General features: G+C 63.7%; 10 protein-coding genes. 3 read left to right on the forward strand and 7 right to left on the reverse strand.

The window, feature by feature from the left end:
* Nucleotides 1-134: 134 nt before the first annotated feature.
* The gene (locus ACP3TA_RS14045; RefSeq protein ID WP_101453221.1) at nt 135-971 is read left to right on the forward strand and encodes an N-acetylmuramoyl-L-alanine amidase; all 837 of its coding nucleotides are present in this window, start codon (nt 135-137) and stop codon (nt 969-971) included.
* On the opposite strand, the gene ACP3TA_RS14050 is transcribed toward ACP3TA_RS14045, so the two are convergent.
* Nucleotides 972-1982 (reverse strand): NAD-dependent epimerase/dehydratase family protein, encoded by a 1011-nt coding sequence (locus tag ACP3TA_RS14050; RefSeq protein ID WP_004928393.1) that lies wholly within the window; start codon nt 1980-1982, stop codon nt 972-974. It abuts the gene before it with no gap.
* Between the two features lie 158 nt (nt 1983-2140).
* Nucleotides 2141-3580 (reverse strand): DUF2867 domain-containing protein, encoded by a 1440-nt coding sequence (locus ACP3TA_RS14055; protein ID WP_046686760.1) that lies wholly within the window; start codon nt 3578-3580, stop codon nt 2141-2143.
* A gap of 150 nt (nt 3581-3730) precedes the next feature.
* Here ACP3TA_RS14055 and ACP3TA_RS14060 point away from each other — a divergent pair, with 150 nt between their 5' ends.
* Nucleotides 3731-4078 (forward strand): DUF1294 domain-containing protein, encoded by a 348-nt coding sequence (locus ACP3TA_RS14060; protein WP_033642539.1) that lies wholly within the window; start codon nt 3731-3733, stop codon nt 4076-4078.
* 29 nt (nt 4079-4107) lie between these two features.
* Here the strand turns inward: ACP3TA_RS14060 and ltaE are convergent, their stop codons facing one another.
* The 5 genes from ltaE to ACP3TA_RS14085 form a co-directional block, all read right to left on the reverse strand.
* Nucleotides 4108-5124, reverse strand: a complete 1017-nt coding sequence (gene ltaE, locus ACP3TA_RS14065; RefSeq protein WP_101453223.1) for a low-specificity L-threonine aldolase — start codon at nt 5122-5124, stop codon at nt 4108-4110.
* A gap of 75 nt (nt 5125-5199) precedes the next feature.
* Entirely contained in the window at nt 5200-6921 is a 1722-nt protein-coding gene (poxB, locus tag ACP3TA_RS14070) for a ubiquinone-dependent pyruvate dehydrogenase (protein WP_101453224.1), read from the reverse strand.
* A gap of 199 nt (nt 6922-7120) precedes the next feature.
* Nucleotides 7121-8122, reverse strand: a complete 1002-nt coding sequence (hcr, locus tag ACP3TA_RS14075; protein ID WP_142075279.1) for an NADH oxidoreductase — start codon at nt 8120-8122, stop codon at nt 7121-7123.
* Nucleotides 8123-8178: 56 nt separating this feature from the next.
* Nucleotides 8179-9828 (reverse strand): hydroxylamine reductase, encoded by a 1650-nt coding sequence (gene hcp / locus ACP3TA_RS14080; protein ID WP_016928340.1) that lies wholly within the window; start codon nt 9826-9828, stop codon nt 8179-8181.
* Between the two features lie 181 nt (nt 9829-10009).
* The gene (locus tag ACP3TA_RS14085; protein WP_033642544.1) at nt 10010-10906 is read right to left on the reverse strand and encodes a lysine exporter LysO family protein; all 897 of its coding nucleotides are present in this window, start codon (nt 10904-10906) and stop codon (nt 10010-10012) included.
* 187 nt (nt 10907-11093) lie between these two features.
* Here ACP3TA_RS14085 and ACP3TA_RS14090 point away from each other — a divergent pair, with 187 nt between their 5' ends.
* Nucleotides 11094-12752, forward strand: coding sequence for an ATP-dependent endonuclease (locus ACP3TA_RS14090; protein WP_426784327.1), 1659 nt, complete (start codon nt 11094-11096; stop codon nt 12750-12752).
* The last annotated feature ends 4 nt before the right edge of the window (nt 12753-12756 follow it).

Here is a 12756-nt window from a genome sequence, read left to right on the forward strand (position 1 = left end):
AAAGGCCGCCAGCCGGGAGCAACACTCGCTTGCACATCGGCGCTATCTGTCATTATTTCTCGATGAGCGTGATGATTGGATACAGATCAATCGCGTCGCGTTACATCTTTCACGGACGTCAATCAGGAGGATAAGTGAAAATTTGGCCAGGGATCATCGCCGCCGTGCTGTTGGCGGGATGCCAAAATCCGCAGCAGGACACGCTCGTCGATCGTGGCGCTTACCAGCTCGAAACCTTGCATCAGGCGCAGGGCGCCGATCAGCGCATTCGGTTTCTGGTGATGCACTATACGGCGGAAGACTTTCATTCATCACTGAAAACGCTGACCGATGAACACGTCAGCGCACACTACCTGTTGCCGGCGCACCCGCAGCGCGAACACGGCAAACCGACGGTGTACCGGTTGGTGCCGGAGGCGATGCGCGCCTGGCATGCCGGCACCAGCGGCTGGCGCGGGCGCAGCAATCTCAACGACACCTCGATCGGCATTGAAATCGTCAACAAGGGTTTCACCCGCAGCATGCTGTTCACCCGCTGGCAGCCCTACACGGCGGAACAGATCGCCGTGTTGATTCCGCTGAGCCGCGACATTATCCAACGCTATGGCATTCAGCCGCAGGACGTGGTGGGGCACAGCGACATCGCGCCGCAGCGCAAACAGGATCCCGGCCCGCTGTTCCCCTGGCGGCAACTGGCGCAGGCCGGCATCGGCGCCTGGCCGGACGAGGCAGACGTGCAGCGGCTGCTGGCGGGGCGAGACAGACAGGCGCCGGTGCCGCTGGCGCCGCTGCTCGAAAAGCTGGCGCGTTACGGCTACGCGATCGACCCGTCGTGGGATGCGCGGCAGCAGCGCAATGTGCTGGCGGCGTTTCAGATGCATTTCCGGCCCGACGATGTTCGCGGCGAGCCGGATGCAGAGAGTGAGGCGATTATCGATGCGCTGCTGTTGAAGTACGGCGCGTGGCGTTGATTACAGGCCGTGCAGTTTGCCGTGATCTTTCAGCCAGCGGGCGGTGCGCGCGATGCCTTCTTCCAGCGAGACGATCGGCTGATAGCCCAGCTCTTGCTGCGCGCGGGTGGTATCGAGCGTGAGATCGAAGTTGAGTTTGGCGACGCCGTAATGGGTCAGCACCGGCTCCTTTTCGCTTTTGCTGCCCAGGCGCTCCATGCCGCGTGCCATCATGTCGAGCATCGGATAGGGGACGGAGCGGATGCGGCACTTCATGCCCAAATCGTCGATCAGCTGCTGCACCACGGTGCGAAGTGGGCGCGGCTGCTGGTTGGTGATGTTGTAGGCGCGGCCGGACGGCGTGTCTTCTTTTAGCGTCGCCAGCCACATGGCGTGCACCGCATTCTCCAGATAGGTCATGTCCACCATCGCCGCGCCGCCGCGCGGCAGCAGCAGGTTGCCGTAGCGTTTGATCATCTGCAGCAACCGCGGCAGCATCACCTTGTCGTGCGGCCCGAACAGGCCCTGCGGGCGCAAAATGGTGAAATGGGTCTGCGGATTGGACAGCGCCAATTGCTGGATCACCTGCTCGCCGGCGGCCTTGCTGCGCGCGAACTCGTTGGCGTAACGCTGCGGGCGAAAGTCTTCGGTTACGTTGCGGTGATGGTGGTAGTCGAAATAGATCGCCGGGGAAGAGATGTGAATGAACTGCGCCACGCCATAGGCCGCCGCCCATTCGCCGAGGCGGCGGGTGGCGCGGACGTTGGCCAGTTCGAAGGCTTCTTCGGTGCCCCAGGGTGAGGTAAAGCTGGAGCAGTGCCACAGCACATCGACGTCCGCCAGCATCGCTTTGGCCTGCGAAGAGATCAGGTTGGTGAGATCGGCGTGAATGAACTCCGCGCCCATTTTTTCCAGCAGGCCACCCATCGCCTGGTTACGACCGGTGGCGCGCACTTTGATGCCCTGGCGGCGCAGATATTCAACGGCGTTACGGCCTAACCCACTGGTTGCACCGGTGACCAATACCTTCATAACGGACTCTATTCTCACCCAAAATCGGAATACCGGCGGGCGCTTGCGGCGCTCCCAGCAAATAAGATGCCATTCTTCCGTGATTTCGTGCGCTATGCAATCGGAAAGCCCCGAAGCACAGCGGCAAACTGTGCGGTTGATCGACAAATGAACGGCATTCAGCGCTGTTGGCGGTCCAGGTTCTCGGCCAGCGTCGCGATGCGCTTCGCCATGCCGCGAAAAATGAACAGGTGCGCGGGCATCATGGCGAACCAATACAGCAGCCCGCTGAAGCCGGCCGGATGCCACCAGGCGCGCACGTCCAGCGTGCGGCGATCGCCGCGATCGGTAATGGTGAAGCTCAGCCGCCCCAGCCCCGGCGCCTTCATGCCGAACAGCAGCGCCAGCTGCCGCAGCGGCTTCAGCGTGATGACTTTCCACCCGTCGATCTCGTCGCCCAGCGCCAGGGACGCGCGCGCCGGGCGGCCATAGACCACGCCGTTGCCGATCATGTCGTCCATGCGGGCGCGGATCCGCCACAGGATATTGGCGTAGAAATAGCCTTCCTCGCCCCCCAACTGCTGCACCGTTTGCCACAGCGCCTGGCTGGAAGCGGCGGTGTCGAGCGAACATCCCGCCTGTTTCGGGTAATAGCCGTAGCCGGGGCGCCAGCGGGCCCGCGCCGCCGGATCGTAGCCCCAGTCGGCGGAATCGACCACCTCCAGTTCGCGCTGCAGCGTGGCGGTGACCGCCTGATCGAAGGTGTGCAGACGTTGCGGGATCAGGGCCTGCAACGGTTTGCCGTCGGCGGGCAGATCGTGCTTCAGGCCCTGGATCAGCGCGCGCGCGATCGGCGTCGGCACCGAGGTGATCAGGCTGATGAACCACACCGAAATCAGCCGCGTCGGCAAGGGGATCGGGATCAGCCAGCGCCGCTTGCCGCTGATGGCGATAAAGCGTTTGAACATATCCTGATAGCTGAGGTATTCAGGCCCGGCGACGTCGAAGATGCGGTGTTCCTCCGCCGGGTGCGCCAGCAGATCGGCAAGGTAAACCAGCAGGTTCTCCAGCGCCACCGGCGAGGACTTCGAGCGCACCCAGCGCGGCGGCGTCAGCACCGGCAGGTTATAGACCATGTCGCGCATCACTTCGAACGCCGCCGAGCCGGGGCCGACGATGATGCCGGCGCGCAGCTCGGTCACCGGCACGCCGCTCTGGCGCAGGATCTCGCCGGTCAGGCGGCGCGCCGCCAGGTGCGGCGAACTGTCGTCGTTCGGCTGCAGCGCGCCGAGAAAGATCACCTGCTTGACGCCGGCATTGCGCAGCGCATCGCGCAGATTTTCCGCCGCCTGGCGTTCCTTCTCGATAAAGTCGTCGCCGTCGCCCATCGCGTGCACCAGATAGTAAAGCGTATCTATCTCCCACAGCGCCGCGCTCAGGGTTTCCGGGCGGTACAGATCGACATACAGGCAGTTGACCTGCGGCCAGTTCTGCTCCTGCAGCCACTCGATGCGCCGCGCGGCGGCGGTAATCTGGTGCCCCTGTTCGATCAGGTGCGGGATCAGGTTCTGGCCTATATAGCCGCTGGCTCCAAGAACCAGTACGCGTTGGGGTGTCATCGGGCCGCCTTGTGCGGTAGAGGATTGGCAGAACGACAGGATGCCAAATTCAGGGTTTAAATGCACTTTTTGTATGGGTATAAGCCGGTTGCATCCGCCGCGGCGCGAGTTCACACTACGCGCCCCTTATCGCACGAAAAACCGAATGCCATGAAACTCAATGTGATTTGTTACGCCCTGCTGGGCCTGGCGCTGATCGCCAGCCTGTTCTCGCCGCATCCGGTGTGGATGTGGCTGCTGTCGGCCAACCTGCTGACGTTTCTGATCTACGGCGGCGATAAGCTGGCGGCGCGCAAGGGATGGCGACGGGTGCCGGAGACGACGCTGTTGCTGTTCGGTGCGCTGGGCGGTTGGTTGGGCGCGCTGCTGGCGCAGCAGCTGTTTCGCCACAAGACCCAGAAGCAGCCGTTTAAAACCTGGTTCATCCTCAGCGTGGCGCTCAATCTGGCGGCGGTGCTGGGGCTGTGGTACTGGGTTTACGGCCGCTGGATCTTCTGAGTGCGGGGCGCGGTCTGCGCCCCGAGCGATCAGGCGTGCTGCTGAAGAAACTCCCGCCACAGTTCGACCACCCGCTGCAGATCCTGACGGCTGACGTCGAGGTGGGTCAGAATGCGCGTCAGCGGGCCGCTGCTGATCAGCACGCCGCGTTCGCGCATCCACGGGCCGAGTTTGGCCGCCAGCACCGGCGTTTGGCGCAGGTACAGCACGTTGGTCTGCGCGCCGGGTTCGGCGATCTCCACGCCGATCTGCCGCAGCTGTTGCTCCAGCCAGACCGCGTTGTCATGGTCTTCGCGCAGCCGCGCGACGTTATGCTCCAGCGCGTAGAGGCCGGCCGCCGCCAAAATGCCGGCCTGGCGCAGCCCGCCGCCGGTCATCTTGCGCCAGCGCAGCGCGCGTTGGATGAAAGCCTCGCTGCCGCACAGCAGCGAGCCGACCGGCGCGCCCAACCCTTTCGACAGGCAAATGGTGAAGGTGTCGCAGTACTGCACGATCTCTTTTAGCGGCAGGTTCAGCGCCACGGCGGCGTTGAAGATGCGCGCGCCGTCGATATGCAGCGCCAACTGCCGCTCGCGGGTAAACTGCCACGCCTGCTGCAGGTAGGCCTGCGGCAAGACTCTGCCGCTGATGGTGTTTTCCAGGCTCAACAGCCGGGTGCGGGCGAAGTGGATATCGTCGGGTTTGATGGCGGCGGCGAGCTTGTCCAGCGGCAGCGTGCCGTCGGCGTCGGCCTCGATCGGCTGCGGCTGGATGCTGCCCAGCACCGCTGCGCCGCCGGCTTCGTATTTGTAGTTGTGCGCCTGCTGGCCGACCAGATATTCATCGCCGCGCTGGCAGTGGCTCAGCAGCGCCACCAGGTTGGCCTGGGTGCCGCTGGGCAGAAACAGCGCCGCTTCTTTGCCCGACAGACGCACCGCCTCCGCCTCCAGCGCGTTGACCGTCGGATCATCGCCGTAGACGTCGTCGCCGACTTCTGCCTGAGCCATCGCCTGGCGCATGGCGGCGCTGGGGCGGGTGACGGTGTCGCTGCGTAGATCGATAAGCATAGGGTTCCTGGAATATAAGGGAGAGGAAAAGGGTACATGGCATCATATACCCTTTATTTCACCGGGGCAGCTTGCTTAGCGCAGCCAGTTGGTTTTCGCCAGCTCGACCACTTCGTCGCCGCGGCCGTTGATGATGGCGCGCAGCATGTACAGGCTGAAGCCTTTCGCCTGTTCGAACTTGATCTGCGGCGGCATCGCCAGCTCTTGTTTGGCGGTGACCACGTCCAGCAGCGCCGGGCCGGGGTGCGCCAACATCTCCTGCAGCGCGCCGTCCAGATCCGACGCTTTTTCCACGCGGATGCCCTTGATGCCGGCGGCGTTGGCGATCGCCGCGAAGTCCGGATTATGCAGATCGGTGCCGTCGGTCAGATAGCCGCCGGCCTTCATCTCCATCGCCACGAACCCCAGCACGCTGTTGTTGAACACCACGATTTTCACCGGCAGCTTGAGCTGCGCCAGCGACAGGAAATCCCCCATCAGCATGGTGAAGCCGCCGTCGCCGCACATGGCGATCACCTGTTTCTCCGGCGCGGTGGCCTGAGCGCCGATCGCCTGCGGCATGGCGTTGGCCATCGAACCGTGGTTGAACGAGCCGAGCAGGCGACGCTTGCCGTTCATTTTCACGTATCGGGCGGCCCACACCGTCGGCGTGCCGACGTCGCAGGTGAAGATGGCGTCGTCGCTGGCGTAGTGGCTGAGCTGCTGCGCCAGATATTGCGGGTGGATCGGCTGGTCGTCGTTGGCGGTCGCCAGCCCGTCGAGATCCTTGCGCGCGTTGCGATAATGCTCCAGCGCCTTGTCGAGGAACGCCCGATCGCGCTTCGGCTCCAGCTGCGGCAGCAGGGCGGTGAGGGTGGTGTGGATATCGCCCACCAGCGCCATATTGACCGGGCAGTGCGCGCCGATGCTGCCGGGATTGATGTCGATCTGAATGATGTTGGCGTTAGTGGGGTAGAACGCGCGATAGGGGAACTGGGTGCCGAGCAGCACCAGCGTGTCGGCGTTCATCATCGCGTGGTAGCCGGAGGAGAAACCGATCAGCCCGGTCATGCCGACGCTGTACGGGTTGTCCCATTCGATATGTTCTTTACCGCGCAGCGCGTGGACCACCGGCGCCTGCAGCAGTTCGGCCAGCTTGACCACTTCATCGTGCGCGCCGGCGCAGCCGCTGCCGCACATCAGGGTGATGTTCTTCGCCTTGTTCAGCGTTTCCGCCAGCTTGTTCAGCTCGCTCATCGGCGGCTGCACCAGCGGCAGCGCCGGGGTATGCCAGGTCACGGCCGCGTCTTCCGGCGCCATGCGCAGCGCCACGTCGCCCGGCAAGACGACCACCGACACGCCGCGATTGAGGATCGCCTTGCGCATGGCGATCTCCAGCACGCGCGGCAGCTGTTCCGGGTTGGAAACCAGCTCGCAATAGTGGCTGCATTCGCGGAACAGCTCCTGCGGATGGGTTTCCTGGAAGTAGCCGCTGCCGATTTCGCTGGAAGGGATGTGCGCGGCGATCGCCAGCACTGGCACATGGTTGCGGTGGCAGTCGAACAGGCCGTTGATCAGATGCAGGTTGCCGGGGCCGCAGGAACCGGCGCACACCGCCAACTGGCCGGTAAGCTGGGCTTCGGCGCCGGCGGCGAAGGCGGCCACCTCTTCATGGCGGGTGCCCAGCCATTCGATGGTGCCCATGCGGTGCAGGCTGTCGCTAAGGCCGTTGAGCGAATCGCCGGTCACGCCCCAAATGCGTTTTACGCCGGCTTGATCCAGCGTTTTGGCGATCAGTGTGGCTACGGTTTGCTTCATGGTTCCCCCAAACATGGTTTGAAAAACGATGTGTACTCGATCCGGTGAGTGGCAGCAGAACAACTGCAAGCATAGCTTACCGGCTGTGGACGAGATGCGGTCAGGAAGGGTAAAGAGCGTAGAACGGGGAAAAGTGTAACCGGGCTGGGCGCGGGGAACTTGCCGATAAATGCCCCATCGCGGTGATGGGGCCAGGGGATCACGCCAGCGTGACGTCACCCTGCAGTTGGCAACTGCAGGCCAGCACGTAGCCTTGCGCTATTTCTTCCGCGCTCAGCGTCATGGTGCTGGTGGTGGTGTAGTCGCCCTCGAGGATGCGGGTTTTGCATGAGCCGCACACCCCGGCGCGACAGGCGGCGTTGACCGGCAGGGCATGGGCCTCCATCGCCGCCAGCAGCGTGCTGCCGACCGGCACGCGGAATTCGCGCAGCGGGCGGGCGGCGCGCAGCGTCAGCCCTTCGGTGGCATCGGCCTGCGCCGTCGGCGTGTGGAACTGCTCTTTATGGAAACGCTCGGCCGGCACGCCGAGCCGGCGACAAAGCTGCTCCACCTGATCCATGTAGGGCGCAGGACCGCAGGTCATCACCGTGCGTTCGGCGATATCCGGCGCCGCCTGCCGCAGCGTCTGTTCATCGATACGGCCGCTGAGGTAGCCGGGTTGCAGATCCTGCTCGGCCATCAGCGTCAGGCGCAGCTGCGGATGGGCGGCGCACAGCGCGCGCCACTGATCGGCGAAAATCGTGTCGGCGGGGGTGCGCACGTTAACGATCGCGGCGATATCGCAGGTTGGACGGTTGGCGGTCAGCCAGCGGCACATCGAGACGATCGGCGTCACGCCGCAGCCGGCGGCCAGCATCAGATAACGATCGGCCGGGTGACGCTCGCAGCTGAACTTGCCCTGTGCGTCGGACAGCCACAGCGTGTTGCCGGGCTTGACCTCTTGCGTCAGCCAGCGCGATCCGGCGCCGTCCGGCAGGCAGCGCACGCTGATGCTGAGAAAGCGGCTCTGGCCAGGCGAGGAGGAGAGCGTATAGGCGCGCAGCGTCTCCTCGCTGTTGCGGATGCTGACCAGCGCAAACTGGCCCGCCTGATAGGGATAGAAAACGTCGCAGATCAGGTTCAGCGTCCAGACGTCGGCGGTTTCACGCCGGATGGAATGCACCTGCATGCGGTTCGGGCAAAGCGGAGTGGGTTGAGTCATCGGGGCACCTCAAAAAGCAAAGGGGCCGGCGCAGGCGGCCCCATAACGTAACGGCATCAGGCGAGCAGCGCGGCGATATCCTGCTCGACGGTGGTGATCGGACGCAGGCCGAATTTCTCGTTGAGGATCGCCATCAGGTTGTCGGTCAGGAAGCCCGGCGCGGTCGGGCCGGTGACGATGTTTTTCACCCCCAGCGACAGCAGCGTCAGCAGAATGACGATCGCCTTCTGTTCAAACCACGACAGCACCAGGCTGAGCGGCAGCTCGTTGACGCTGCAGCCGAGCGTATCGGCCAGCTTGACCGCCAGCATGATGGCGGAGTAAGCGTCGTTGCACTGGCCGACGTCCAGCAGGCGCGGCAGCCCTTCCAGCGTGCCGAAATCCAGTTTGTTGAAACGGTATTTGCCGCAGGCCAGCGTCATGATCAGGCAGTCTTGCGGCACGCTGCGGGCGAAGTCGGTGAAATAGCTGCGTTCGTCACGGCTGCCGTCGCAGCCGCCCACCAGGAAGACGTGGCGCAGTTTTTTCTGCGACACCAGGTCGATGACCGTGTCGGCGGCGTTCAGCAGCGTCTGGCGGCCGAAGCCAACGGTGATCAGGTGCTCGATCTCGGTATAAGGGAAACCGTTCATGCCCTGAGCCTGGCGGATCACGGCACCGAAGTCGTCGCCTTCCAGATGGTTGACGCCCGGCCAGCCGACGATACTGCGGGTCCAGATGCGATCGCCGTAGTTGCCGACGTTAGGATCGATGATGCAGTTGGAGGTCATCACGATCGGGCCGGGGAATTTGGCGAATTCCGTCTGCTGGTTCTGCCAACCGCTGCCGTAGTTGCCCACCAGATGTTTGAATTTTTTCAGTTCCGGATAGCCGTGCGCCGGCAGCATTTCACCGTGGGTGTAGACGTTGACGTTTTGCCCTTCGGTTTGCTCGAGCAGCATGCGCAGATCTTTGAGATCGTGGCCGGAAATCAGAATGGCTTTCCCGGCCACCGGGCGCACGTTGACCGCGCTGGGCTGCGGATCGCCGTAGGCCTGGGTCTCACCGCGATCGAGGATCGCCATCACGTTGAAGTTCATCTTGCCGATGCCCATGGCGTTGTTCAGCAGGGTATCGACGTCGCGCGGCCGGGTGCCGAGCCAGGCCATGAAAGCGTGGTAGTCGGCATAGAGCTGTTCGTCGAACTGGCCGAGCACGTGCGCGTGTTCCATATAGGCCGCTGCACCTTTCAGGCCATACAGACACAGCAGGCGCAAACCGTGTACGTCGTCGCCGACCTCGGCCTTGTCGCTGTCGAGGGCAAACTGCGCCGCCTGTTGCAGCAGCGCGGGCATATCGTCGCCGGCCAGCTGCAGCGCCGCCATCGGGTGATCGACGCGCACGCCGGCATCCAGCAACCGGCAACGGGCGGCCAGCGAGTCGCGCAGCAGCAGGGTTTCCCGCGCGTAACCGATGATGCGCTGGGAGTCGAAGTTAACGTTGGTCAGGGTGGAGAAGAAGGCGCGCGGGGCGAAGCTGTCGATTTCGTGGTCGACGATGCCCAGCGAACGCGCCTGCAGCGCCCAGGCGGAGAGGCCCTGCAGCGCCGCCACCAGCAGATCCTGCAGATCGGAGGTTTCCGCCGTTTTGCCGCACATGCCCTGAGCATACGCGCAGCCGTTGCCTGCCGGGGTTCGAATGGTTTGTTCACATTGCACACAGAACATAGTCGCTTCCTTTTATTTTTAAAGTTGCATTTATAATGCTTGTTTAAAAGCATAGATCGGCGATCGGGGTTGCAAAAGGCTTTTGTGCGACTACTGCGGGCAAGTTTGATTTAGCGCAATTTTGCCGTGCGGATGGGAATGATTACGCTTTGGGGGCCGGGTGGCCCCCAAGGGGAAAGGATCAGGAGAACAGGGCGATCAGCACCGGCGCCAGCAGGCTCAGCAGGAAGCCGTGCACGATGGCGGGCGGCACCATGTCCAGTCCGCCGCTGCGCTGCAGCACCGGCAGGGTGAAGTCCATCGAGGTGGCGCCGCACAGGCCGAGGGCGGTGGAGCGACTGCGGCGCACCAGCGTCGGGATCAGCATGATCGCCACCAGCTCGCGCGCCAGATCGTTGAAGAACGCGGCGCTGCCCATCACCGGGCCGTAGGCGTCGGTGATCAGAATACCGGACAGCGAGTACCAGCCGAAGCCAGAGGCCATCGCCAGCCCGGCCTTGACCGGCAGCCCCAGCAGCTGCGCCGCCAGCGCGCCGCCGGCCAGAGACGCGACGACCACCGCCAGCGCCACCAGCGTGCCGCGGCGGTTGAGCACGATCTGGCGCAGCGTCATGCCGCTGTTGCGCAGCTGAATGCCGACCAGCAACAGCAGGAAGATCAGCGCATATTCGCTGCCTTTATGGGCGAACTGCAGCCATTGCCACTGCGTCAGGCCGAGCAGGAAGCCGCCGAGCACCACGCCGCACAGCTTGAGCGACTCCAGCGCCATATGCACGCGCGAAGGCAGCTTTTCCTGTTTATGGCTGCTGCGCCACGGCATGCGCCGCTCCAGCAGCGCCAGCAACAGCAGATTGGCGCAGAGAATGCAGAAGAAGAACGCCGCGCTGTACTGGAAGATCAGCATCAGATTGCTGCTGAGGTTCTCCATAAACGCCAGGCTGATGCCCATGAAAAACAGGATCACATACACCATCCAGCTCAGCAGGCGGTTGATCAGCACCAGCAGCGGGCGATGGCGTAAGGGAATGAGGTAACCGACAATCAGCGGTAACAGAATAATCAACAGTCCTGAGTACATGGTGCAACGAGTGTCCTTGAGTTTTGATGCGCGACGAACGGCGGCGAGGAGCACACGCTAACCAAAAGCCCGGCCGGAGTAAAGCGGCAGATTTGACGCTGGCCGCTTGACCTGCAAGGGGTTTTTTGACCATGCTCTGTGAAAGTCGCCTCATTGAAGAGGCGACGGCGCGCACGGGAGGCGGCGGATGTTCTTGGAGCGTATCGAAATTGTAGGTTTTCGCGGTATTAATCGGCTGTCCCTGATGCTGGACGATAACACGCTGTTACTCGGCGAAAACGCCTGGGGTAAATCCAGCCTGCTGGATGCGCTGACGCTGCTGCTGGCGCCGGAGCAGAAACTGTATCGATTTGAAGCGCACGACTTCCATTTTCCCCCCGGTGAGGAGGCGGCCAAAGAGCGCCACCTGCAGGTGGTATTCACCTTCTGCGAGAAAGACATCGGCCACGCGCACCTGCCGCGCTACCGCCATCTGACGCCGCTGTGGGTCAAGGGGGAAGACGGCCTGAGCCGCATTCATTACCGCTGCGAGGGCGAGCTGGCCGATGACGGCACGGTGTGCACCTGGCGCGGTTTTCTCGACGGTGACGGCAACGCCTTTCAACTGCACCATATCGAACAACTGGCCCACGCCATCATCCGCATCCACCCGGTTTTGCGCCTGCGCGACGCGCGCTTTATTCGCCGCCTGCGCCCCAGCAGCCTCGGCGATGAACGCAAACCCGATACGCAGGCGTTGGCGCAGCAGCTGGATCAGCTGACGCGCGAGCTGGTGCGCAATCCGCAGAAGCTGACCAACGGCGAGCTGCGTCAGGGGCTGGCGGCGATGCAGCAGTTGCTCGAGCACTACTTTGCCGAGCAGAGCTCGCAGGTGGCGCGGCCGCGCCGCCGCGGCGGTGAACCGGAGCAGGACGCCTGGCGCGCGCTGGACGGCATCAACCGCATGGTCGCCGAGCCGAACAGCCGCAGCATGCGTCTGATCCTGCTGGGCATGTTTTCCACCCTGCTGCAGGCCAAGGGCGACGTCAAGCTGGATCCGCACGCCCGGCCGCTGCTGCTGGTGGAAGACCCGGAAACTCGCCTGCATCCGATCATGCTCTCGGTGGCCTGGGGGCTGCTCAATCAGCTGCCGCTGCAGCGCATCACCACCACCAACTCCAGCGAACTGGTGTCGCTGGTGCCGGTGGAGCACGTCTGCCGGCTGGTGCGCGAGTCGGGCCGCGTCGCGACCTACCGTCTCGGGCCGCGCGGGCTGAGCGCCGAAGACGGGCGGCGCATCGCGTTTCACATCCGTTTCAACCGGCCGTCGTCGCTGTTCGCCCGCTGCTGGCTGCTGGTGGAGGGCGAGACCGAAGTGTGGCTGCTGAACGAACTGGCGCGCCAGTGCGGCTATCATTTCGAGGCGGAAGGGGTAAGGGTCATCGAATTCGCCCAGTGCGGCCTGAAGCCGCTGCTGCGCTTCGCCCGCCGCATGGGCATCGAGTGGCATGCGCTGGTGGACGGCGATGAGGCGGGCAAAAAGTACGCCAACACCGTGCGCAGCCTGCTGGACAATCATGAAGACAACGAACGCGATCGGCTGACCGCGCTGCCGGCGCCGGATATGGAACACTTCATGTTCCGCGAAGGGTTCGGCCCGGTTTATCACCGGATGGCGTCGGTGCCGCTCAACGCGCAGATGCCGGTGCGCAAGGTGATCCTGAAAGCGGTCCACCACTCTTCGAAGCCGGATCTGGCGATCGAGGTCGCGATGCAGGCCGGCGAATGGGGCACGGACTCGGTGCCGCCGCTGCTGAAGAAAATGTTCTCACGGGTGATCTGGCTGGCGCGCGGCCGGGCGGACTGACGGC

This window comes from Serratia sp. 2C06 (genome assembly GCF_050037615.1).
GTDB lineage: Bacteria > Pseudomonadota > Gammaproteobacteria > Enterobacterales > Enterobacteriaceae > Serratia > Serratia ureilytica.

What these genes read in the sequence shown, in the direction of transcription:
- ACP3TA_RS14060 (WP_033642539.1), top strand. Translation starts at nt 3,731, where the DNA reads ATGAAACTCAATGTGATTTGTTACGCCCTGCTGGGCCTGGCGCTGATC.
- ACP3TA_RS14090 (WP_426784327.1), top strand. Translation starts at nt 11,094, where the DNA reads ATGTTCTTGGAGCGTATCGAAATTGTAGGTTTTCGCGGTATTAATCGG.
- ltaE (WP_101453223.1), bottom strand. Translation starts at nt 5,124, where the DNA reads ATGCTTATCGATCTACGCAGCGACACCGTCACCCGCCCCAGCGCCGCC.
- poxB (WP_101453224.1), bottom strand. Translation starts at nt 6,921, where the DNA reads ATGAAGCAAACCGTAGCCACACTGATCGCCAAAACGCTGGATCAAGCC.
- ACP3TA_RS14085 (WP_033642544.1), bottom strand. Translation starts at nt 10,906, where the DNA reads ATGTACTCAGGACTGTTGATTATTCTGTTACCGCTGATTGTCGGTTAC.
- hcr (WP_142075279.1), bottom strand. Translation starts at nt 8,122, where the DNA reads ATGACTCAACCCACTCCGCTTTGCCCGAACCGCATGCAGGTGCATTCC.
- ACP3TA_RS14050 (WP_004928393.1), bottom strand. Translation starts at nt 1,982, where the DNA reads ATGAAGGTATTGGTCACCGGTGCAACCAGTGGGTTAGGCCGTAACGCC.
- hcp (WP_016928340.1), bottom strand. Translation starts at nt 9,828, where the DNA reads ATGTTCTGTGTGCAATGTGAACAAACCATTCGAACCCCGGCAGGCAAC.
- ACP3TA_RS14055 (WP_046686760.1), bottom strand. Translation starts at nt 3,580, where the DNA reads ATGACACCCCAACGCGTACTGGTTCTTGGAGCCAGCGGCTATATAGGC.